The sequence below is a fragment of the Nocardiopsis coralliicola genome, from assembly GCF_054779695.1.
The window spans coordinates 33287-54627 of the sequence record NZ_BAAGXT010000043.1; the positions used below are offsets into that span (position 1 = coordinate 33287).

The 21341-nt window shown below is 74.8% G+C and carries 19 protein-coding genes, 3 tRNA genes and 3 pseudogenes; 11 read left to right on the plus strand and 14 right to left on the minus strand.

All coding sequences use genetic code 11. The annotated features are described in order from the left end of the window. Positions 1 to 54: 54 nt before the first annotated feature. A complete protein-coding gene (locus ACYVGT_RS22780) occupies positions 55 to 735 on the plus strand; it encodes a LysR substrate-binding domain-containing protein (protein ID WP_460862013.1) in 681 nt (226 codons plus the stop codon). 34 nt (positions 736 to 769) lie between these two features. Here ACYVGT_RS22780 and ACYVGT_RS22785 read toward each other — a convergent pair whose 3' ends face one another. Continuing rightward, positions 770 to 1597, minus strand: a complete 828-nt coding sequence (locus ACYVGT_RS22785) for an SDR family oxidoreductase (RefSeq protein WP_460862014.1) — start codon at positions 1595 to 1597, stop codon at positions 770 to 772. A gap of 111 nt (positions 1598 to 1708) precedes the next feature. Between ACYVGT_RS22785 and ACYVGT_RS22790 the strand changes: the two genes are divergently transcribed. Then, positions 1709 to 2284 carry a TetR/AcrR family transcriptional regulator gene (locus tag ACYVGT_RS22790; protein WP_460862017.1) on the plus strand — a complete coding sequence of 192 codons (576 nt, stop codon included), beginning with the start codon at positions 1709 to 1711 and terminating at the stop codon, positions 2282 to 2284. A gap of 150 nt (positions 2285 to 2434) precedes the next feature. Here the strand turns inward: ACYVGT_RS22790 and ACYVGT_RS22795 are convergent, their stop codons facing one another. From ACYVGT_RS22795 to ACYVGT_RS22810, 4 genes are all read right to left on the minus strand, one after another. Further along, positions 2435 to 3076 (minus strand): GOLPH3/VPS74 family protein, encoded by a 642-nt coding sequence (locus tag ACYVGT_RS22795; protein ID WP_460862019.1) that lies wholly within the window; start codon positions 3074 to 3076, stop codon positions 2435 to 2437. Positions 3077 to 3129: 53 nt separating this feature from the next. After that, positions 3130 to 3864: a MerR family transcriptional regulator gene (locus ACYVGT_RS22800; protein WP_460862021.1), complete on the minus strand. Its 735-nt coding sequence runs from the start codon at positions 3862 to 3864 to the stop codon at positions 3130 to 3132. Between the two features lie 98 nt (positions 3865 to 3962). Beyond that, positions 3963 to 4514: a hypothetical protein gene (locus tag ACYVGT_RS22805; RefSeq protein ID WP_460862023.1), complete on the minus strand. Its 552-nt coding sequence runs from the start codon at positions 4512 to 4514 to the stop codon at positions 3963 to 3965. A 199-nt stretch (positions 4515 to 4713) separates the two neighbouring features. Further along, positions 4714 to 4977 carry a hypothetical protein gene (locus ACYVGT_RS22810; RefSeq protein WP_460862060.1) on the minus strand — a complete coding sequence of 88 codons (264 nt, stop codon included), beginning with the start codon at positions 4975 to 4977 and terminating at the stop codon, positions 4714 to 4716. Here ACYVGT_RS22810 and ACYVGT_RS22815 point away from each other — a divergent pair. The 5 genes and pseudogenes from ACYVGT_RS22815 to ACYVGT_RS22835 all read left to right on the plus strand — a co-directional run. After that, a pseudogene (locus tag ACYVGT_RS22815) lies at positions 4954 to 5541 on the plus strand (PEP-utilizing enzyme); the annotation flags it as partial. The gene ACYVGT_RS22810 and the pseudogene ACYVGT_RS22815 overlap by 24 nt on opposite strands. 61 nt (positions 5542 to 5602) lie before the next feature. Continuing rightward, positions 5603 to 6196: a TetR/AcrR family transcriptional regulator gene (locus ACYVGT_RS22820; RefSeq protein ID WP_460862025.1), complete on the plus strand. Its 594-nt coding sequence runs from the start codon at positions 5603 to 5605 to the stop codon at positions 6194 to 6196. Continuing rightward, a complete protein-coding gene (locus ACYVGT_RS22825; protein ID WP_460862027.1) occupies positions 6186 to 7049 on the plus strand; it encodes an ABC transporter ATP-binding protein in 864 nt (287 codons plus the stop codon). The genes ACYVGT_RS22820 and ACYVGT_RS22825 overlap by 11 nt, the downstream gene beginning before the upstream one ends. Further along, positions 7046 to 8587: a hypothetical protein gene (locus ACYVGT_RS22830; RefSeq protein ID WP_460862029.1), complete on the plus strand. Its 1542-nt coding sequence runs from the start codon at positions 7046 to 7048 to the stop codon at positions 8585 to 8587. Before ACYVGT_RS22825 ends, ACYVGT_RS22830 begins: the two co-directional genes overlap by 4 nt. 106 nt (positions 8588 to 8693) lie before the next feature. Further along, positions 8694 to 8921, plus strand: a pseudogene (locus tag ACYVGT_RS22835) (DUF2637 domain-containing protein); the annotation flags it as partial. Positions 8922 to 9218: 297 nt separating this feature from the next. Here ACYVGT_RS22835 and ACYVGT_RS22840 read toward each other — a convergent pair. The 7 genes from ACYVGT_RS22840 to ACYVGT_RS22870 all read right to left on the minus strand — a co-directional run bounded on the left by ACYVGT_RS22840 (position 9219) and on the right by ACYVGT_RS22870 (position 13355). After that, a complete protein-coding gene (locus tag ACYVGT_RS22840) occupies positions 9219 to 11378 on the minus strand; it encodes an ATP-binding protein (RefSeq protein ID WP_460862033.1) in 2160 nt (719 codons plus the stop codon). A gap of 9 nt (positions 11379 to 11387) precedes the next feature. After that, positions 11388 to 11954 carry a DUF6879 family protein gene (locus ACYVGT_RS22845; protein ID WP_460862035.1) on the minus strand — a complete coding sequence of 189 codons (567 nt, stop codon included), beginning with the start codon at positions 11952 to 11954 and terminating at the stop codon, positions 11388 to 11390. After that, a complete protein-coding gene (locus ACYVGT_RS22850) occupies positions 11951 to 12172 on the minus strand; it encodes a hypothetical protein (RefSeq protein WP_460862037.1) in 222 nt (73 codons plus the stop codon). Before ACYVGT_RS22850 ends, ACYVGT_RS22845 begins: the two co-directional genes overlap by 4 nt. An 87-nt stretch (positions 12173 to 12259) precedes the next feature. Further along, positions 12260 to 12421, minus strand: coding sequence for a hypothetical protein (locus tag ACYVGT_RS22855; protein WP_460862040.1), 162 nt, complete (start codon positions 12419 to 12421; stop codon positions 12260 to 12262). 679 nt (positions 12422 to 13100) lie between these two features. After that, a tRNA-Val gene (locus ACYVGT_RS22860) sits at positions 13101 to 13174 on the minus strand. 10 nt (positions 13175 to 13184) lie between these two features. Then, a tRNA-Cys gene (locus ACYVGT_RS22865) sits at positions 13185 to 13256 on the minus strand. A gap of 26 nt (positions 13257 to 13282) precedes the next feature. Continuing rightward, positions 13283 to 13355: transfer RNA gene (locus ACYVGT_RS22870), tRNA-Gly, on the minus strand. 299 nt (positions 13356 to 13654) lie between these two features. On the opposite strand from ACYVGT_RS22870, the gene ACYVGT_RS22875 reads away from it, so the two are divergent. The 3 genes from ACYVGT_RS22875 to ACYVGT_RS22885 all read left to right on the plus strand — a co-directional run bounded on the left by ACYVGT_RS22875 (position 13655) and on the right by ACYVGT_RS22885 (position 16883). Further along, positions 13655 to 14893 carry a molybdopterin molybdotransferase MoeA gene (locus ACYVGT_RS22875; RefSeq protein WP_460862042.1) on the plus strand — a complete coding sequence of 413 codons (1239 nt, stop codon included), beginning with the start codon at positions 13655 to 13657 and terminating at the stop codon, positions 14891 to 14893. 156 nt (positions 14894 to 15049) lie between these two features. Then, positions 15050 to 15751, plus strand: coding sequence for a GntR family transcriptional regulator (locus tag ACYVGT_RS22880; protein WP_460862044.1), 702 nt, complete (start codon positions 15050 to 15052; stop codon positions 15749 to 15751). Positions 15752 to 15962: 211 nt separating this feature from the next. After that, a complete protein-coding gene (locus tag ACYVGT_RS22885; RefSeq protein ID WP_460862047.1) occupies positions 15963 to 16883 on the plus strand; it encodes a LysR family transcriptional regulator in 921 nt (306 codons plus the stop codon). 1181 nt (positions 16884 to 18064) lie between these two features. Here ACYVGT_RS22885 and ACYVGT_RS22890 read toward each other — a convergent pair. Continuing rightward, positions 18065 to 19561 (minus strand): annotated as a pseudogene (locus tag ACYVGT_RS22890) (MFS transporter); the annotation flags it as partial. 281 nt (positions 19562 to 19842) lie between these two features. Between ACYVGT_RS22890 and ACYVGT_RS22895 the strand changes: the two are divergent. Next, a complete protein-coding gene (locus ACYVGT_RS22895; protein WP_460862050.1) occupies positions 19843 to 20409 on the plus strand; it encodes a TetR/AcrR family transcriptional regulator in 567 nt (188 codons plus the stop codon). A 484-nt stretch (positions 20410 to 20893) separates the two neighbouring features. Here ACYVGT_RS22895 and ACYVGT_RS22900 read toward each other — a convergent pair. After that, positions 20894 to 21341, minus strand: a 448-nt coding sequence (locus ACYVGT_RS22900; protein WP_460862052.1) for a helix-turn-helix domain-containing protein, incomplete at its 5' end; no start/stop codon positions are given.

Genomic DNA, 21341 nt, shown 5'->3' on the forward strand with positions numbered 1-21341 from the left:
CCCACTCCGGCCGGGGAGGAACTGGCTGCCCGGGGGCGCCGCGTCGTCTCCGGGGTGGCGGACCTGGAGTCCCAGATGGCCGGGCGCGCCCGCGGCCTGCGGGGCAGCATCGCGCTGGCGGCCAACAGCTCGGCGGTCGATGCGCTCACCGAGTTCCTCGCCGCGACGCTCAACCGGCTGCCGTCGCTCGCGGTCACCCTCGCCGAGCTCGGCAGCGACGAAGCGGTCGATGCGGTCCGGGAGGGCCGCGCCGATCTCGCCGTCGTCTCCGTCGTGGCGCAGGACCGGGCGCCGATCGCGCCCTGCGCGGCCCGTCCGCTCTGGGACGACCCCCTCGTCGCGGTCGGGGCGGCTTCGTCCGGAACTCCGGCGCCGCTGCGCCTCGACGACGTCCTCCGTGAGCCCGTGGTCGGCCTGCTGCCCGGGGTCCCGCTGCAGGAGCGGATCGAGCAGCGGGCCCGCGACCGCGGCCTCGTCCCCGCCTACCGCGTCCGCCTGCCCTCGCTCGCGGCCGTCTGCGCCGTCGCTGGCACCGGAGTCGGTCGGGCCGTCGTCCCGCTCGGCGCGGCCCGGCGGCACGGGGTGCCCGCTTCCGGGATCCACCCGCTCGACGAGGCGTGGGCCTGGCGGCGGGCGCTCCTTGTCGCCCGCGACTTCGCCGCCTTCGACGCCGGCACCGCGGCCTTCACCGCGCTGCTGGAGGCCTACGCGCCGGCCGTCGACGCGGGGGAGTAGCAGCGGCGCGGCCGGCAGCGCCGGGGGCGCCGGCTCAGCCGAGGGCGCCGCTGCGGACGGCGGCCACCACGCCGCCGTCGACCAGCAGGTCGGTGCCGGTGATGAAGGAGGCCGCGGGGCCGAGCAGGAACGCGGCGGCGTCGGCGATGTCGCTCGGGGTGCCGACGCGGCCGGTCCCCGATGCGGCGATCATCGCCCGCATCCCCGCGCCGCTCTCGCCGGCCAGCTCCTCCTGCCCCATCGGGGTGGCGACCACGCCCGGGCTGATCGAGTTGACCCGCGCTCCGCGCGCGCCCCAGGCCGTGCTGGCCGCGGCGACGCGGAGCTGGTTGGCCCGCTTCGCCAGGGAGTACGCCGCGCCCGCGTCGGGCAGTGCACCCGGCTGTGCCACCGGCAGTTCCAGCAGCTCCCGCGCCGGGGCGGCCGCCAGGGCCTGCTCGGCCTCGGCGGGGAACCGGCCCGCCGCGAAGTGGCCCGCCATGCTGGCGATGACCAGGCCCGCCGCGCCCGGCGCCAGGACCGGCGCGAACTCCTCCAGAACCAGGGCGACGCCGAGCAGGTCGACGCGGAGGATCGCCTCGACCGGCGCCTGGACCGGCGACAGGCCCGCGGTGTGCACGACCTGGACGACATCGCCGGCCGCGCCCGCCGCGGCAGCCAGCGCCGCCACCGAGTCCGGGTCGCCGACATCCACCGGGTGCGTGCGCACGGTGAAGCCGCCGCCGCGCAGCCGGTCCGCCGCGCCGGCCAGGGCCTCCTCGTTGAAGTCGGCGAGCAGCAGGGTCTTTCCCGCCCCCTGGCGCTGGGCGATGAGCTCGCCCATCCCTCCGACGCCGATCACCGCAACGATCTGCTCGGCCATGGTTCCTCCCCGCTGGCGGCTGCGCCCCTATTTCCGAGGCAGAGTGTCTCGTAAATAGTACGTGCAGCGCGGACGCCGGCACTGCCCGCGCTGCGTTGGTACTTTTGCCCCGTGCCGGAACCCCGCCGCGGGCGGCCCCGCAGCGAAGCGAAGCGCCGCGCCGTCCTCGACGCGGCGGCCGCGCTGCTGCCCGAGGAAGGGTACGAGGGGCTGACCATCGAGGCCGTGGCCGAGCGGGCCGGCGTCGGGCGGCAGACGGTGTACCGGTGGTGGCCGTCCAAGGGCGCGATCATCGCCGAATGCGTGCTTGACGGCACGGTCGGCGGGCACGGCAGGGAGATCGCGGACAGCGGCGACCTCCGGGCGGACCTGCACGACTGGGCGCGGCGCTACGCCGAATCCATGGCGCGCCCGGACGGCGCTCCGCTGGTCCGCGCCCTCGCCGCTGCGGCCGCCGACCGGTCCAGCGACGCGGAGCGGCTCTACGCGCGCTTCACCGGCCCGTTCCACGCCGCCATGGCGGCCCGCTTCGCCGCGGCGGGCCACCCTCTCCCCGAAGCCGCGGCGGACGCCCTGATCGGCGCCGCCCTCTACCGGGTCATCGCCGGAGTCAGCGTCGACCCGCCCCGCCTCATCGCCGTCGCCGACGCGCTGCTCGCCGCGGCCGGGCCACCGGGCGGGCGCTGACGGGCGGGAGCGAACCGGCGCACCGGGCCGGCACGCGGGGCCGTTGCGCCGCCGAACCGCGGACGTCGGGTCAGGTGCCGGCCGCCCCGGAAGGACCAGGGGGCGGGGCGTCCCGGACCCTCTCGCACGGGTGCGCCGGCACCGGTGCGCTCAGCCGGCGCCGGTGCGCCGGGCCGTCATCGACAGCCCGGTCGCCTTGCGGACTCCGGGCATGAGCGTGTCCACGTGGTCGTGCACGAGGGCGATCTCGGACTTGTGGGCGCGCCGCTCCTTGCGGGCGATGGTGCAGCAGACGTCGCCGTCGGCGGCGAGCGCGGCGAGCACCGCCACGTCGTCGGGGATGCCCGCCGGATCACGGCCCGCGAACGCGGCCTCCCGCACGGTGTCGCGCAGGCCGGCCACCGGGCCCGGGTCGGTGAGGGAGGGGCGGGCCGTCGGGAAGATCCCCAGTGCCCGGCCGCGGTCGACCCGGACCGCTCCGCGCTCCTCCAGTCCGTCGCGCACGGCCGCTTCGGCCTTGTGCCAGTGGTGGTCCACGACCCAGAACCAGCGCCGCGGCTCGTCCGGCGGCACCGCGTCCAGGACCTCGGCCAGGAACGGATCGTCCGGTGCGGCGCCGCCGGTGCGTGCGGCCTTGCCGTCCGCGTCGCGCAGCAGCCCCGCGAGCACCAGGTGCGCCACGGCGGCCCCGCGCATCAGGTTGCCGCGGACCAGGGCGGTGTTGGAGTCGGGCTTGTTCTTCTCCAGGTCGAAGTTGAGCAGGTAGAGGCGCTGCGGAAGGGTGAAGTCCATGGGAGGTCTCGCATTCGTGCCCGAGTGGGGGCGGTCGTTGGCCCGGCGCCGGGTCAGGGCCCGCCGGGGTCGGCCACGGCGCGGATGACACGGTCCAGGACGTCGCGCTGGGCCGGGTTGAAGAGGTCGTCGATGGCGGTGTCCACCGCCGCCTTCGCCGCCGGCTTGCCCCGCGGTGCGACGACCCGCGGGTCCCGCAGCTCCGGATGGGCGTCGAGGAGCTGCCGCGTCTCCGGCACCATTCGCTCGACGACGTCGCGGCGGGCCGCCTCGTCCGCACCCGGCGGCAGGCGGTCGAAGTCCCGGTCGGCGGAGGACGGCGGGTTGCGCAGGATCGCGGCCGCGGTGGCGAGCCCCTCCGGGCCCATCAGGCGGCTCCAGACCACGAAGAGTCCGCGGGCGCTCTCTGAGAGGTCCGCGCCCGCCGCGGCCGCGCCGAGCTCGTCGGGGAGGTCGGTGGCGCTGTTGCGGCGCATCGCCAGCGCCAGCTCGACGCGTGTCTGCTGGAGCCGCTCGATGGTCGCGGCGAGCTCCGCGTCCAGGGTGCGCAGCTCCTCCTGGGCCGGATGCACGTCCGCGTCGCCCATCTCGGCGATCTGGGACAGGGAAAACCCCAGATCAGAGAGGCGCCGGATGCGGATCACCCGGCTCAGGTGCTGCACGCCGTAGCTCTTGTAGCCGTTGGCGCGCCGCGCCGGCTCCTCCAGTAGCCCGATGTCGTGGTAGTGCCGCACGGTCCGCAGGCTCGTTCCGGCCAGCTCGGCCAGCTGGCGGGTGCTCCAGCCCATCCTCCCCCTCCTCGTCGGCCGCCGGTCCGCGGCGCGGCCGGCCCTGTCCACAGAGTCACCCCCGGCGGGTGCCCGAAACCTGCGGCGGTGGTCCGCGGTCAGAGATTCGTCCAGATCGTCTCGGCGTCGAGCACCCGGTGCTGGCGCAGCGTCAGCAGCCGCTCCGCGGCGGCCAGCGCTCCGGCCAGGACCAGGGTGAAGTTCAGCCAGGCGGGCAGGTTGACCGGCGACGTGAACGTGCCGACCGCTGCGGCGACCTTCGGCAGCGCTGTCACCAGCTCGACCGCCTGGGGCAGCGCCAGCACGAGGTTGGCGGCGAGGACACCCGCCGCCGTCCACGCGATCGCGCGGCTCACCCCGGGCCGCCGCCGGTCCAGCCGCGCCCGCCGGTCCTCCAGCGTCCCGGCCACGGGGCGGAGCCGCTCTTCGCGTCCGCCGCCGAGCACCAGGTGCACCCGGCGCACCCCGTACAGCCCGGTGTCCACCTCGATGGTCCCGCCCGGGACCGGAAACGCCGCCGGCATGTCCGCCGCGGCCTGCTCCACCCCGTCGGCGTAGAGCACGGCCTTCCCGTCGTCGCGCCCCAGGTCGACCTCCGCGGTGTAGGCGACCTGCCCCAGTTCCACCGTGTACAGCGCGCGATGCAGCACTTCCCACCGCCGGAGCGGCCGCAACCGCCCGCGGGGTGAGCCGTCCCCCGCCCCCATGGCCCCGCTCCTTCTCTCGCCGGAGGACACCAGAAAATACGGTGTGCCGCTACGGCACACTCAACCCGGGGCGGTACCGGCCACCTCTTCCCGGCCGTGCGGCCGTGCGGCCGGGCGCGCCGCGCCAACGGGCGACCGGGTCTTAGGCGCCCAGATCGCGCCGGCTCAGGGCGGTGAGCCCGAGGGCGCACAGCGCGGCCGCCAGCACGGTGAGGGCGATCAGGGGAACGGCACCGGGGACGCCGGAGAACGGCATGACGTGGGCGAACGGTGAGAACGCCTGGAACAGCCACGCCGGCCACCCCACGTGCTGGCCGAATTCGACGGCGAGGGCGACGGCCAGCGCGCCGTAGCCGATCAGCGGCGCAGCGCGGCCGGTGAGGCCGCACGCGGGCTGCTGGAGCACTCCAGCGACGTCATGTTCCTGGGACTGGCCGAAGTGCGCACCGCGGTGGAGCAGGGGGCGGACCACCGGGAGGCTGTGGCTCAGCGCCGTGAGTTCTACCGGCGCGAACTGCGCCGCGCGCAGGTGCCCGCGGTGCTGCTGTCGGACGGGACCGACGTGGAGGCGCTGCTTCCGGCGCTCCCGGCGGCCGAGGGCGCGATGGCGGGCAAGCCGGCGGCGGCGGGCCGGGCCACCGGCAGGGCGCGGATCGTGCGCGATCCGGTCGGAGCCCGCCTGGAGCCGGGCGAGATCCTGGTCGCCCCCACCACCGATCCCGGCTGGACGCCGCTGTTCATGACCGCGGCGGGGCTGGTCACCGAGACCGGATCGCCGATCGCGCACGGACCGACGGTGGCGCGCGAGTACGGCATCCCCGCCGTGATCTGCCTGCCCCGGGCCACCCGGCGCATCGCGGACGGCGACCTGATCACCATCGACGGCACCGCCGGCACGGTGCTGCTGGATGCGGCCGAAGCGGCCGGCGGCGGAAAGCCGGAGGGGCGCGGGGCAGTTCCGTCCGAGTGAGCCGTCCCGGTGGACACCTCAGAGTGTTACTCACTAACATGTTATTGACTAACATTCGGAGGTGTCCGTGGTGGAGAGCAGCCGAGCACGGGGAGAGCGGACCCGCCGGGCGCTGCGGTCCGCCGCCTACCGGCTCTTCCTTGAGCACGGCTACGAGAAGACGCCGGTAGCCCTGATCGCGTCCGAGGCGGGGGTCTCGCACATGACCTTCTTCCGCCATTTCCCCACCAAGGAAGACGTGGTCCTGAGCGACGACTATGATTCGCTGCTGGAGCGGCTGGTCCGGGAGCGCCCCGATACCGAGCCGCCCGTGGCGCGCATCCGGGCCGCTCTGGCGGTCGCGCTGCCCGAGGTCTATGCCCGCGAGCGGGAGAGCCTGCTGCTGCGCACCCGCCTCATCCTGGACACCCCGGCACTGCGCCGCCGCATGGGCGACAGCATGCGCGGGTCCCAGGCCGCCCTGGCCAGCGGCCTGGCCCCGGACGCGCCGGCGGGCCCTCCGCTGGCGGCGCGCGCCGCGGCGGCCGCCTGCACCGCCGCCCTGGCCGAGGCCATCACCGCCTGGGCCCACGACGGCGGCACCGCCTACCTTCCCGATCTGGCCGACGAGGCACTCGCCGCTCTCGACGCCCCGGGGACCGGCAGTGGACGGTGACGCGGTCCGTGTGGCCGGCCTGGAGGTGCGCTACCGGCGCGCGTCCGGCCCGGCTGTGCGGGACATGGCCTTCCGGGTGGAACCCGGGGAGGTGTTCGGCCTGCTGGGCCCTTCCGGGGCGGGCAAGTCGACCGTGCAGAGGGTCCTGACCCGGCTGATCCGGGCCTACCGCGGCACAGTGGAGGTCCTGGGCCGCCCCCTGCCCGACTGGGGAAGCGGCTACTTCGAAGACGTCGGCGTGGGCTTCGAGCTGCCGGCGGCCTACTCCCGGCTGACCGCCCGGGAGAACCTGGCCGCCTTCGCCGCCCTGTACCGCGGAGCAGTGCGGGACCCCGGCGAACTCCTGGACAGGCTGGACCTCGGCGCCGAGGCGGACCGCCGCGCAGCGGACCTCTCCAAGGGCATGCGGATGCGGCTGAACCTCGCGCGCGCCCTGATCAACCGGCCGCGCCTCCTCCTGCTCGACGAGCCCACCTCGGGGCAGGACCCGGTCCGCGCCGCCCGGATGCGGGCGGTCGTGCGCGCGGAGGCCGACCGCGGAGCCGCGGTGCTGCTGAGCACCCACGACATGGCCACTGCCGAGCGGCTCTGCGACCGCGTGGCCTTCGTCGCCGGCGGCCGCATCGCCGCAGTCGACACCCCGGCCGCCTTCAAGCTGCGCTACGGCAGCCCCGGTATCGAGGCCGACTACTCCGAGCGCGGCGTCCGGCGCAGCCGGGTCTTCGACCCCGCCCGCTCAGGCGATGCCGCCGAGCTGGCCCGCATCATCGCTGCCGGGGCGCTGCTGTCCCTGCACACCCGCGAAGTCGGCCTGGACGAGGTCTTCGCCGAGGTCACCCGGGTCCGGCTGTGAACGCGGCGGGGCCGCTCAAGCGGTTCGGTGCCGCTGCAGCACTGGAGGCGCGCATCGCGCTGCGCTACCGGGTCGTGCTTCTGGCGGCGGCGCTCGCAGCGCTGTGGTCGGTGGGCCTGGCGGTGCTTCCCGACCCGGCTGCCCGCGCAGCGGCCCCGTTCGTGCTGTTCCTGGACACCGCGGGGTTCGGCGCGCTCATCGCGGTCGCGCTCACGCTCTTCGAACGCATCGAAGGGACGGAGGGGGCGCGCTCAGCGGCGCCGCTGCACCCCGCCGAGGCGGTGGCGGCGCGGGTCGGCGTCCTCACCGCGCTTGCGTGCGCGATGGCACTGCCGATCGCGGCGGCCGCCGCGCCTGCTGGAACTGCCGGAGAACGTTTCGGCTCCGCCGCGCTGGTCGGTACAGGAGTGGCGCTGGCCTCGGTCATCCTGGTGGCGGTGTGCCTGGGCGCCGGCTCCCGTTCCCGCACGCTGCTGGGCGGTGCCTTCGCCGCGGTGCCATGGGTCGTCCCGCTGGTCGCCCTGCCTGCGCTGCACTTGGCCGGCGCCGCCCCCGGGTGGCTGGTCTCCGCGGTTCCCACCACCGGCGCAGCCGAGCTGATCCGGATCGGCGCCGCAGGGGAGCCGCCCCCGCCTGCGGCCGCGCCGGCCGCGGCCTGGACACTGGTCTGCGCCGCCGCGGCATGTGCCTGGGCCGCCTACCGGACCGTGCCCGCAGAGCAGGCGCGTGCGGGGACGGCGGTCTCCGCGCACCGGCGCTGCAGGGCCGTGCGCGGCCCGGCGGCACCCCGGCGCCGGCGCGGTGGAGCGGTCGCGGCATTCGCCCGGTTCGATCTGCTGGGCGCCGCACGCGACCCGCTGCTGGCCGCCATCGCGGTGGGGCCCCTGCTGCTGGCGCTGCTGCTGCGCCTCGGCTACCCGCCGGCCGCCGCCTTCGCCGAAGCCGCATGGGGCCTCGACCCCGCCCCCGCGGCACCAGCGGTGTTCGCCGCCGTCGTGCTGCTGCACGTCCCCGTCATGGCCGGAGCCGCGACGGCGCTCCGCGTCATCGACGATGCCGACGAGCACACGCTCGCCGTGCTGCGCGTCTCCCCGCTTCCCGCGGGCGCCTACCTCGGCCTGCGCGCAGCGAGCGCGGCCGCGCTCGCACTGCTCGGCTTGGCCGCCGCGGTCCCGCTCTCGGGCCTCGCACCGGACCCGTGGCCGCTGCCGCAGGCCCTGGCCGCGGTACTGCTCGCGGCGGCCCAGGCGCCGCTGATCGTCCTCACCACAGCAGCGCTGGCAGGAAACAAGGTCGAAGCCCTAGTGGTGATCAAGGCCGCCGGTGCCGTCTCGGTCCTGCTCCCGGTGGCGGCGTGGGCGATGCCCGCGGCCTGGACACCGGCGCTGCTCGCACTCCCGCCCGCGTGGCCGCTGCTCGCCCTGCCCGGGCACCCCGGGCAGGCAGCCGCTTGGCTCACCCTCTCCGGCGGGACCGCTGCCACCGCCGCAGCCGGCGCCCTGGCCGCCCTCCGCGTGCACACCGTGCAGCGCCAGTGAACCCGGAGGGCACGCCTGAGCACCGCATGCCGAAGGGCGCAGACCGTCCCGCTCTGCCGCCGTGCCGATGCTCGCCGGTATCGCCGCAGTCGTCAGCCACAGCCGCATGTACGACCTCGCCCTGCGCCACGGCGAACCCGAGCGGCACGCCGCCCTGTTCCCCCTTTCGGCCGACGGCATGGTCGTCGGTGCGTCGATGCCCCTGCTCGGCGACGCCCGCCGGGGGAGCAGGGGCGGGATGCTGCCGTGGAGCCTGCTCATCCTCGGCTCCGTCACCTCACTGCCCGCCACCATCGCAGTCGCCGGCCCCGCTGCGCGGTCGCGGATCATCCACGCCCGGCCCCCGTTCGCGCTGATCGGGGCTTATGAGCTGCTGATGCGCGGACTCCGGAGCGCCGATGAGGGCGTCGGCAGCGCGTACGCATACGGTGAGCAGCCCGTTGGCAGGGACGAAGGATCCAGCAGCGCTGGGGGAGCAGCCCTTCACCTCATCGCAGAACAGAACGGCATACCCGCGCCTGGACGGTTCCGGAGCCGGCGGGCGGCAACTGCCCGCCGGGGCAGCCGAGGGCGGCGGTGCGCGGCAGGTCCTCCGCAGGGTGTGGCACGCACGATGGCCGCCCCGCGCGGCTCATGCCAGGTGGGCCAGTTCGGATTCGATGCCGGCGGCGCGGGGGTCGTGGACGGAGCGCAGCAGGTCGAGGGCGGCGCCGAGGTGGGTGCGTGCCTGGCCGGTCTCGCCGAGCGAGCGGTGGGTTCGGGCGAGGCTGATACGAGTGATGGCTTCGGTGTCGAGGTCGGCCAGATCGATGAAGACAGGCAGCGCCCTCTGGTAATCCTCGATGGCCTCGCGGTGCCGGCCCGCCGCGCTCAAGGTGTTCGCGCGGTAGCACCGCGCCCAGGCCACTGACCAGGTATCGGCGATGTCGGTGAAGAGTGCCAGCGCCCTGGCGCAGTGCTCCGCGGCGGTGTCGTGGTGGCCGAGGCGGCACTCGTAGTCGCTCAGGCTGAGCAGGGCCATGCCTGCACCGCGGCGCTCGCCGGCTGCGTCGAACGCCTCGATCGCCTGGCCGAGAAGTGCCGTGGCCGCGCTGCCGTGTTCCTGCTCCCAGCGCAGTTCGCCGAGCTGGCGCAGCGCGAAGCCCTGGGTCCAGTCGTCCCCGACCTCGCGGGCTGCCTCCAGCGCCGCCGTGTAGTGCTGGCGGGCTTGTTCGGTGTTGTCGAGCAGGGACTCGGCGTCGGCCAGCCCGAGGAGGTTGCGTGCTTGGCCGTGGCGATGGCCCAGCGCGCGGGCCGAGTCGAGTCCGATCAAGTGGAGTTCGCGCCATTCGTGCCAGTGCCGGCGGCGCACGAAGAAGCCGTAGGCGGTGGCGGGGAGGCGCCACGCCAGATCATAGAGCTCATGGTCGGCGGCGGCGCGCAGGGTGGCGAGCAGAGTCGGGCGCTCCCGGTCGAACCATGCCAGGGCGGCCTGGGCGGTGGCGAAAGCGGGGGGAGGCGCGGGAACGTCGGGGATCCAGACGCTGCGGAAGTGGGGGAAGACCAGGTCAACGGCGTTGCGCGCGCTGGCCAGGTACCAGCGGGCGAGCTGCTTGATGACCTCGGTGTGGCGTTGGGCGGGCTCCTCGGCGTGGAAGCGTTCGGCCGCATACAGCCGCAACAGGTCGTGCAGTCGGAAACGGTCGTGGCCGAGGCGGTGCAGCAGGTGTGCCCCGGCGAGCTGGTCCAGCAGCGCACGGGTCTGCTTCACGGGCATGCCCGCGGCCGCGGCGCAGGAGGCTGCTCCCAGATCGGATCCCGGGTGCACACCGAGGATGCGAAACATCCGCGCCACCTCAGCGGGGAGGGCGGTGTAGGAGGAGGCGAAGACCGCTCGGGCGTTGCTGAGCTCATCATCGGTGGTGCCCAGCGCGTCGAGCCGTTCGTTCTCGGAGTCCAGTTCGGCGGCGGCGTCACTGAGCGCGGAGCCGGGACGGGCGATGAGCCGTTCAGACAGAATGCGCAGCGCCAGCGGGAGATGGGCGCAGTGTGCCACCAGCGAGCGGGCCGCCCCGGGCTCGGCGTCGACGCGCTGCTGGCCCAGCTGGCCCCGCAGCAGGCTGAGCGACTCCTCGGTGGTGAGTGTGTCCAGGGATATGCGTTGGGCGCCTTCGCGCGCAACGAGTCCGCCAAGGGCGCTGCGGCTGGTGATGAGCACCAGGCACGTGGGCGAAGCGGGCAGGAGCGGACGCACCTGCTCGGGGGAGACCGCGTCGTCGATGAGAACGAGTACGCGTTTGCCGTCGAGGCGGGACCGGTAGAGCGCCGCCCTGCTGTCGAGGTCATCGGGAATCCGGTTGGGAGCCACGTCCAGGGCCCGGAGGAGCGAGTCGAGGGCGTGGGAGGCGTCCAGCCGCGGACCGGGCCCGTGGCCGTGCAAGTTGACATACAAGTCCCCATCGACATAGCGGGAACGCACCCGGTGCGCCCAGTGCAGCGCCAGCGCGGTCTTCCCGATGCCGGGCGCGCCTCCGATCGCGGAAATGACCACCGCGCCACTGGAGTGCCGAGCTGGGGCGTCCTCGGACACCAGGGCGTCGAGACCGGCGAGTTCGGCGGCGCGGTTCACGAAGCCCGAGACCGCCAGGGGAAGCTGCCGGGGAACCGGGGCCTGCGCTGCCGCGGCGGCGCTCACGTGCACGTCGCCGTGGATGGCGCCTGCCTGCACGACGGTCTCGGGACTCCCCTGCGCGTAGTTGCGGGTGCCTCCCCCGGTGGGGGAGCCATCCGCACACTCGTTGCTACCGGGCATGTCCGCGCGTCAGCGGGGACGCATGTAGGTGTCGAACCTGGTCTCGTACTCGCCGAACGGGATCGACCGCTGGATCGCGTGGTCGCGCCACATGTTGGCCGCCACGACCCATTCCGGGTCCTCGACGAGTTCGGTACTGAGCGCGCCGTCGTCGGCGTAGCGCATCACTACCAGGCGGTGCGAGTCGAACAGCCAGTAGTCCAGCTGCGGCAATCCGTGGGGCCAGTCTCCCTCAGGCACAGCCAGGATGCCGATGTTCTCGCCCGCGGTGACGTTGCGGCGGTACCCCCACGCGCACGCGAAGCGTATGTAGTCCGACAGCGGCTCGGTGACCACGTGCACCCGGTCATAGCGCCGCCCCGCGGCGATGCCGGCTCTGACCTCAGCTTCCCAACCGGTCTGCTTCTTCGGCATCGCACCCTCGTCGAGAGCGAGAAACGCGCGAAATGCCGCTGTTTCATACGCGGCTGCGTATGTCTGCAGCGTTTCCAACCGGAATGCCGTGTAGCGGAAACCACGGAACAGCTGTTCGACTTCATTCCAGTCAGCAGGGCGACCTTTGGGGGATTCGGTCACGAAGCTCCGCCCTGTTGGTACTTCTCGACTGCACGAAGAACGATCTCGGGGCTGATCCGGACCGCGGTCTCTCCGGGCAGGGGGTTCTGCAGGGCGGACGTGTCCTCGCCGGTCACCTCGGCTCCCTGGATGACGAACTCCCCGGAATCGGCGAGATAGACAGAAGGGCACTGCTTGTCGACGGACTTGCCGTCCTTGTCGAGTAACGTGAGCCTCACGATTCTCCTGTCCAACAAATGATGCGGGACTGGATTGCTTACGGTAACACGCAGGGGTTTTCTTTCCCAGGGAATGACCGTATTCGGTTACTCCGAAACGTAGCGTTCTCTGAGTTCGGAAACGGTGTCGTGATCGTTGTCCTGCGAGGCGCGTACCAGGCGTTTCAGATCAACGGCGAAGAGCATGTCCAGCACGCGTGCCGAGGACTGCTCAGGCGTACCGTGTTCCGGGTGCTCGTCCTGGGTCATGCGATCGCTCTCCCGCGCGGGCCCGTCTTCGGGCGCCAACGATAGTCGCACGGGGCACTGGCTGTCGTGCCGGTCCGCACCCGAGATTGCCATCGAAAGCGGCAATCCGCTCCGATCGGTGAACGGACGGACCTTCGACCCGTCCTTTCCCGGATCGGTCACTTTCGGGTCGGCCGGGCCCCCTATTTGAAGGCGCGCATGTGGACCGAGTCGATCGCGCACCGCGACCGGTCCGATCTCGCCGCGGAACCCCGCTGCGCTGCGTATGAGGGGGACGGGCCGGCCGCCCGCGCGGGTCGGCATCCCCGTGCCTCGGCGTTCTGGTAGTCGCCTCCGGGCCAGCGGAGCCGCCCACTCGCACGGTGACCGCGGCAACCAGGAAATGCGCGGAGACCCTCGACTGCTGCTGCGGCCAGGATGATCAGGGATGAGAACCCGCCCGCACCGCCGGGTTCCCCGTGCACGTCGGGCGCATCGGTGCTCTGGGCCGGTTCGTGACCGCCGAGCCACCGCGTTCCACGCACGTTGGCCAGCCCTCGGGGTGCAGGCCATGTGGTGCCGCATCTGGACGGTCAGGGCCGTTTGGTGACGTCCGCCGCCAGTGCCAACCGATGGTCAGACACAGCGAAGGGCATGTGCCGGAAGTTTCCGGTACATGCCCTGAACTGGTCGTACGGGGTGGGCGATACAGGATTCGAACCTGTGACCTCTACCGTGTCAAGGTAGCGCTCTAACCAACTGAGCTAACCGCCCGGGTGCTGCGAGGTGGAGACGGGATTCGAACCCGTGTACAGGGATTTGCAGTCCCTTGCCTAAGCCACTCGGCCACTCCGCCGCGGGCCAGAAGCCGCCTGATCTCCGAGCGGACGACGGGATTCGAACCCGCGACCCTCACCTTGGCAAGGTGATGCTCTACCAGCTGAGCCACGTCCGCGCTGCCGGTGCGGGCGCCGTGGTTCTCGCGGTTCCCGCTGCCGTGCTGCGGTTAGAACTTTAGCGGAATCTCCGCAGGTGGCAAATTGGCGGTGGCGGGGCCGTCGACAGGTCGGCGGGTGCGGAGTATTCTGTATGCAATATGCGCCGATCGGCGCGGCTGCGCCCGTCCGGCACCGCCGGGCGGTGCGGGCGGGTCGCCGGGCGCGCGGACCGGCGCAGAGATATACAGGGGGCGACGGCGCTGGGCGCCCGCCGTGCACGGCGCCGACGGAAGCAGGCGCGGTACAGGGAGCGGCGATGGGCCGGAGTGAGCAGACGCCGACACCGTGGGACCGGGCGCGCACCCTCGCCCGCGCGGTCGGGCAGCGGCGGTGCCCGCCGGAGGCGGCCGCGGTGCCGCTCGCCGACGCCCTCGGGGCCACGCTGGCTGCCGACGTCCCCGCCCTGGTCGGCATCCCGGACTGCGACACCGCCGCGATGGACGGCTACGCAGTGGCCGGCCCCGGCCCGTGGCGGGTCGCCGGCCGGATCCTCGCTGGAGCGCGCCCTGCGGCCGAGGGCCTCGCGCCGGGCACCGCGGTCGAGATCGCCACCGGCGCGCCGGTGCCGCCCGGTGCCGATGCCGTGCTGCCGGTCGAAGACGCCCGGGCCGCCGGTGCGGCCGGAGGCGCGCCGCCGGGCGCACCCGCCGTCTCCGGCAGTGTCGCTCCCGGCCGGCACATCCGCCGCGCCGGCGAGGACACCGGCCCCGGCGACGTCGTGCTCAAGCAGGGCACACCCGTCACCCCCGCGGTGCTCGGCCTGGCCGCCGGGCTGGGCCACGACACGCTCACGGTGCGCCGCCCGCGCGTCGCCGTGCTGGTCACCGGGGACGAGGTGGTCGCCACCGGAGTGCCGGAGCCGGGCCGGGTCCGCGACGCCATCGGGCCGATCCTGCCCGGCCTCGCCGCGTGGGCCGGCGCCCGGGCACTGCCCCCGGTCCGGCTCCGCGACGGTCTCGCAGGGACCGCCGGGGCGCTGGCCGAGGCCGCGGCCACCGCCGACGCGGTCGCCGTGTGCGGTGCGTCCTCCCGGGGGCCCGCCGACCACCTGCGTGCCGCGCTCGTCCGCCTCGGGGCCGAGACCGACGTCGACGGCGTGGCCTGCCGCCCCGGCCACCCGCAGCTTCTCGCCCGGCTGCCCGGACACGCCGGCGGCACCCCCGTCATCGGGCTGCCCGGCAATCCGAACGCGGCGCTCGCCGCCGCGCTGACCCTTCTGGTGCCGGTGCTGTGCGCGCTCGGCGGGCGGCCGGACCCGGCCATCGCGGCTCCCGCCCGGGCCCGCTGGGACGGCGCCGCGGCCGAGGACGCCAGCGTGTGCGCCCACCCCCGAGACACCCGCCTGGTGGCCGTGCGGCTGGAGGGGGACCGTGCCGTCCCCGTCGGCCGTGATCGGCCCGGAAGCCTGCGCGCGCCGGCCGCTGCGGACGCCTACGCGGTCCTGCCGCCCGGCTGGAGCGGGCCCGATGTCGGGCTGTTGCGGCTGCCTCGCTGAGAGTTGCGCACACGTGTGCGGAAACGGCGGGCGCGCCAGGGCGCACGCCGTGGCCGCACCGCGCCAATAGACTGCTCCCCACGCGACCGCAGCGGCGAGCACGCCGGTGCTCCGGCCGCCCGACCCACCGCCGAGGAAGACGGAAACCCCACCACGATGGCGCCAAGTCCGCTCGACAAGAACCTGCTGCCCAATCCGGTCCGCCGGCCCGTGCCGCTCCGCGAGAGCGTCTACGAGACGCTGCTCGAACTCATCACGCTGCGGCGGCTCCCCCCGGGCCAGCACCTGGTCGAGAACGAACTGGCCGAGCGGTTGGGCGTGTCCCGCCAGCCGATCCGCGAGGCGCTGCAGCGGCTCAGCAACGAGGGCTGGGTGGACCTGCGCCCCGGCTACGGCGCCTTCGTCCACCACCCCAGTGAGGACGAGGCCGAGCAGCTGCTCGCGGTCCGCGGCCTGCTGGAGGGCGAGTCGGCGCGGCTGGCCGCGGCGAACGCCGGCGAGCAGGGCGTGGCGCAGCTGCGTTCGCTGTGCGCCCAGGGTGAGGCGAGCCGGAGCGCCGGCGACGCCGAGCAGCTGGTGACCCTCAACGCCGAACTGCACCGCGAGATCACCGAGCTGTCCGGCAACGCGGTGCTCTCCGACCTGGCCGCCCAGGTTGCCGGCCGGGTGCGCTGGTACCACGGGCTCGTCGCCGTGCAGCGCGGCCGCGACTCCTGGCGCGAGCACGCCCGCATCGTCGACGCCATCGAGGCGGGGGACGGCGACGAAGCCGCCCGGCTCATGCGCGAGCACACCGACACCACGCGCCGCCTTTACCACGAGATCTCCCAGACCCAGGAGCCCGCCGACGCCGAGTAGCGCCGCGATCCCGGGTGCGGCGGGCAAAGCGGATCAACCGCTGGCGCACGGCGGCGGCAGGCGCCAGAATGTGACCGGCCTCTCATTCCGAAAGGCCGGCGGGCGGCCGCGCTGAACCCGCAGCGGTCGGCCCACGGACGCCCGCCCCGCACCGGGGCCGGATCACCCCTGGCTCCGGCCCCGGTGCTCCGCGGCGGCCCCGGGAGCGGCGATGCTGATTCGGCAGCTGGAGTATCTCGCTGCGCTGGACCGGGAGCGGCACTTCGCCCGAGCCGCCGGCGCCTGCCACGTTTCCCAGCCCGCCCTGTCCGCCGGCGTGCGCAAGCTCGAAGCCGAGCTCGACATCCGCATCGTCCGCCGCGGCCACCGCTTCGAGGGCTTCACCCCCGAAGGCGAGCGCGTCCTCCGCTGGGCCTACCGGATCCTGCGCGAGCGCGACCTCCTCGATGCCGACGTCGGTGCCATGCGCAAGGGCCGCAGCGGCCTGCTGCGCATCGGCGCGCTGCCCAGCGCCGCACCGGCGGCCGCGCTGCTCACCGCGGAGTTCCGCCGCCGCCACCCGCGCGTCGGCCTGAGCCTGGGCACCCGGCCCGCCGCCGAACTGGAGGCCGGCCTCACCGACGGCAGCCTGGACTGCGCCGTTCTGCTGGTGCACCGCGGGAGCGCCCGATCCGCGGTGCCGCTCTACACCGAGCGCCCGGTGGTGCTGGCCGGGCCCGGCCGGTTCGAGGGACGCGGCCGGGTCTCCGCGGGCGAGCTGGCCGGGGCGCCGCTGTGCCGGCTCACCACCGACGCCGCGGGCGCACGGGTGCTGGAAGGCGCGCCGGACTGCGCCGCGGCCGCCGCCGAGCCGCAGGTCGCCACCGACTCGCTGCCCGCCCTGCTGGCCTACGCCGCCGCCGGCGACCGGTGCGCGGTGCTCGCCCAGAGCTGGCTCGCCGGTGCGGCGCTGCCGCCGGGCGTGCGCATCCTCGGGGTGAGCGACGCCCCGGCCGGGCGCCGGATCGGGCTGGCCGCGGGGGAGCGCGCCGTCGAGGCCGCCCTTGCGCGCGAGCTGTCGGCGTTCGCGCGCACGCTCGACCTGCAGGGCCGTATCGACGCGCTCCTGCCGGCTCCGACGGCGCCGCTCTGACCCCGGTGCCGGCTCCGGCAGCACCGGCCGGCCGGCGTCCGCACACCGTAGTTGAGCGGTCGCAGCCAAGGGCGCCGCGGCCAGCCGGCGCCTGGCGCGGCCCCCGGCGCTCGCCTGCACCGCCGGCCCGATCGGCCGCAGAACCCCATGCGCGCTCGCCGCGTGTTCGGCCGCCGATCCCGGTGCGGGGCCGGCGGTGGTTGTACCGGTCCGGGGATGCCGGGTAGGCGGCCCGGCCGGAGCGCGCCGTCCGCCGCTGGGGATGCGGGCGGGCTCTTGACGCCGGTGTGGGCCAGCGCGCCGGGGCGGTCGCGCTCGGAGCGGCACGCCGACCCGACGGTGCCCCGGACGGTGGCGGTCCGGGATGCGGTGGGCGGTGGAGGCGGCCCGGCAGGTTCGGGCGGCCAGACGGGCCGGGCCCGGGCGGTGCTCCTGGCGCGGCCGGACCACGTGCTGTCGGTCTCGGTCTGGTGCGGGCGGGTTTGCGGTGCGGCCGAGGGGACCGGTCCTGCATGCCGTCGCCTGGCCCCGCGGCGGCGGACCTGTTTGCAGCAGGCGACGGGTCCATCCGTCCCGGAGGATGCAGCGGGCGAATCCCAGCCGCCCGGTGGGGGTTCAGGGGCGCGTTTCGGCGGGGCACGAGGGGCTCCCGGGGTCGGTGTTGATCTCGCAGCCCGCACCGGAACCAGAAGGCCCTCGTACTATCGAAGGCCTTGTCAGGGCGTGTCGGTTGTGATCAACGTGCCGGGACACCGGCCCGCGACGGCAGCGGAAACCGTCCGGGCTGGTCGGGGTCGCACCGGTCAGCGCCCGTGTGGGGGCGCTCGGCCCGCTGGCGGAGTTCCCCGCCGCCCCGCGGGCCCCGGTGGCGCCGCGCCGGCTGCCCTGCCCCCCGCAGAGAAGAACCCCCTGGCCGGAGGGGCATTCCGGTCAGGGGGTTCGGTCCGGCGCGGCGGCCGATCAGCTCTCGGAGCCGGCCCCGCCGCTTCCGCCGGGACTGCCGGACCTGCTCGGCGCGGCCGCGGCCTGCGCGGCGGGGGAGTCCGCTGCGGCCTCGCCGTCCGCCGCGGCTCCGCCGCCGGCTGCCCGTCGGCGCCAGCGCGGCCCGCCGGAGCCGCCGCGTCCTCATAGGTGCGGCTGGGCGCCGTGGCCGCCCCGCGGTCGCGGCGCAGGAAGTAGGCCGCTTGGACCGCGGCCGCCACCACGATGGCCACGGCGATGGCGCTGGTCAGGTGCATGCCGTCGGTGAAGGCCGTCTTCGCGCCGGACAGCAGAGCCGCGCCCGCCTCTGCGGGCAGCTGCTCGGCCACCGACACCGCGCCGCCCAGCGTTTCCCGGGCCGCGGCCATGTCGGCACCGGACACGCCCGGCACGTCGGACAGCCCGATCCGGTAGGCGGCCGTCACCACGCTGCCCAGCAGCGCCACGCCCAGCGCACCGCCCAGCTCGTAGGCGGTCTCCGAGATCGCCGACGCCGCGCCGGCCCGCGCGGGCGGAGCCGCGGAGAGGATCGCGTCGTTGGTGAGCGTCTCCGCCAGCCCGATCCCGCCGCCGATCAGCAGGAACGCCACGGCGATGAGCACCGCGCCGCCCTCGGTCGGCGCCTGTGTGACCAGCGCGAAGCCGGCCGCCACCAGCGCCAGGCCGATCACCAGCACCGAGCCGAGGCTGAGCCGGCGGGCCACCGACACCGCGACGAAGCCCGCCACGATCGACAGCAGCAGCCCCGGAACCAGCGCGAACCCCGCGGTGATCGGGCTGAGCCCCAGCACCAGCTGCAGGTACTGGGTGAGGAAGAACAGCGACGACACCATCGAGAACACCAGCATGAGGTTGGTGGCGACGGCGACGCTGAACCGGCGGATGCGGAACAGCCGGACGTCGATCAGCGGGTGCTCCAGGCGCAGCTGGCGGCGGATGAAGAGCGCGCCGATCGCGACACCGAACGCCAGCAGTGCCAGCGGCAGCGGCGCGAAGCCGTGCTCGGCGATCTTCTTCACGCCGTACACGGCAGGGAGCATGGCCGCCATCGACAGCGCGGCGCTGACCAGGTCGAGCCGGCCCGGCGCGGGGTCGCGCGACTCCGGGACCAGCAGCGGCAGCAGGACCAGCAGCAGCACCATCACCGGGATGTTGATGAGGAACACCGAGCCCCAGTGGAAGTGCTCCAGGAGCCAGCCGCCGACGATCGGGCCGAGCGCGCTGCCCGCGGAGAACCCCGACGCCCACACGGCGACGGCGATCATGCGCTGCCGGTCGTCCAGGAAGAGGTTGCGCAGCAGTGACAGCGTCGACGGCATCAGCGTCGCCCCGGCCAGGCCGAGCAGGGCACGCGCCACGATCAGGATCTCCGGCGTGGGCGCGAACGCCGCGATCAGCGAGGCGCCGCCGAAGCCGGCCGCGCCGAGCAGCAGCAGCCTCCGCCGGCCGATGCGGTCGCCGAGCGCGCCCATCGTGATGAGCAGGCCGGCGAGGACGAAGCCGTAGATGTCGATGATCCACAGCAGCTGGCCGCCGGAGGGCGCCAGGTCTTCGCTGAGATAGGGCACCGCGAAGCCGAGCACGGTCATGTCGATCGCGATCAGCAGCACGGGCAGGACAAGGACGCCCAGCCCGGCCCAGGCGCGGGCCCCCGCCTTCGGGGGTGCGTCGGCGGTGTGCGCCACTGCGGAAGTCATGGTCCCTCTGCTTCGGGTCGTTTCGGGTTGTCCGGCCGGCGGGCGCTGCGCGTGCGGACTGGCCGCTGCCGCGCAGATGGCGGCCGCCGGCCCTGCGGTGCATCCGCCGGGAGCAGCGGGCCGCCTGCTCAACGCAGGCCCTGCGTGCTCCGGGTGCCCCGCCCCCGTGCGGGGGCCGCCGATGGAACGGCGCGGCGGCATTCGGGATTCCCGCCGGTGGACGCTCTGTCTACTGAACCGTCCAGACGGTACAGTACCGTCCGGCCGGTACAGTAGGCAACGTGAACGCCACCACCACTCGCGACCGCATCCTCGACGCACTGCAGGCGATCCTGATCGAGGACGGCTTCTCCGCGGTCACCCTGGAGGGCGTGGCCGCCGCAGCCGGGGTCTCCAAGGGCGGCCTGCTCTACCACTTCCCGAACAAGTCCGCGCTGATGGACGGGCTGATCCGGCGCCTGTCCGCGGCGGCGGACGCGGAGTTCGAGGAGGCCCGCTCCGGACCCGACGGCATCGTGCGCACCTTCCTCCGCACGTCGCTGCCGTCCTCCCCGGACGAGGCCGAGGTCTACTGGGCAGTGATCGCCGCGCTGCGCAGCGAGGAGGGGATCACCGACGAGGCGCGCGCCCTGGTGGTCCGGATCTTCGCCGAGTGGTCGCGGATGCTGCACGACGAGATCGGCGACCCGGTCCTTGCCGAGACGATCCGCCTGGTGGGCGACGGCCTCTACCTCTCGGCCATCGCCGGCCTCCCCACCCCGCAGACCGACGTCCTGCACGGCGTGATGGACCGGCTCATTGCGGAGGCCGACCGCACCGGCGCGTCCGCGGGGACGTCTGCCGACTGAACGGCCTAGCCCGAAGGGGCCGCCGCCGCACGGGCCCGGGGAGAAGCGCCGGCCAGCGTGCGCCGGGCGCGCCGCAGGGGTCTTCGCAGCCCAGAACCGGGAGGTGCCGCGGTGCGGGCCAGGCGCCGCTGGCCGAGGGAACCCTGCCGCCAGGGGCGGGCTGGACGGTGCAGCCGCTTCTCCGCGCAGGCGGTGGGGAGGGCGGCCAGGCGGCATCTCCCCGCGGCGCGGGACGCTCCGCACGCGGGATGGGCCTCCCGCGCGCGGCCCGGCCGGGCGGCCCGGAGCCTCTGCTGCTCCGTCCGCAGCGCGAGCGGGGCTGCGTCCATCCGCGGCCTCCGTGCGTTGTCGGGGGTCAGGGCCGGGGGCTGAGCTCTGGCGATCGGCACTGCCGGCCGGGGCGCCCCGAGCCGCGGGGCGGGCCGAACAGTGCGGCGCCACTGCTGCGCCGCGGGCGGGGGAGGGGCCTGCCCCCGCGGACGTCTCAGGTTGCGTCGCAGGCCAGGGCGAGGAGGAGGACGGCGGCGTCGGCCGGGCGGGCCGGGCGGCGGCCGGTGAGCTCCTCCAGCCGGGCCAGCCGGTTGAGCACGGTGTTGCGGTGGCAGTACAGCGCCCCCGCGGTCTCGGCCACCGACCCCGCCCTCGCGTAGACGAGGAACGTCTCCACCAGGCGCTCCCGCTCGTGGCCGGGCAGCGCGTGCAGCGCGTGCAGGACGTCGTCCGCGACCACGCCGGACAGTTCGCCGAGCCGGGCCGCTGACAGCGGCCCCCACACATCCGCGGCGCGCATCGGGCCGTCGGCGTCCGCGGGCAGGACCGCCGCCACCGCCGCGGCCGCCCGCACCGCGGCCGGCACCCGCCCCAGCCCGTCGGCCACCGGGCCCAGTGCGCACGCCACCCCGGACAGCCACGCCGGCACCGCGGCCGGCGTC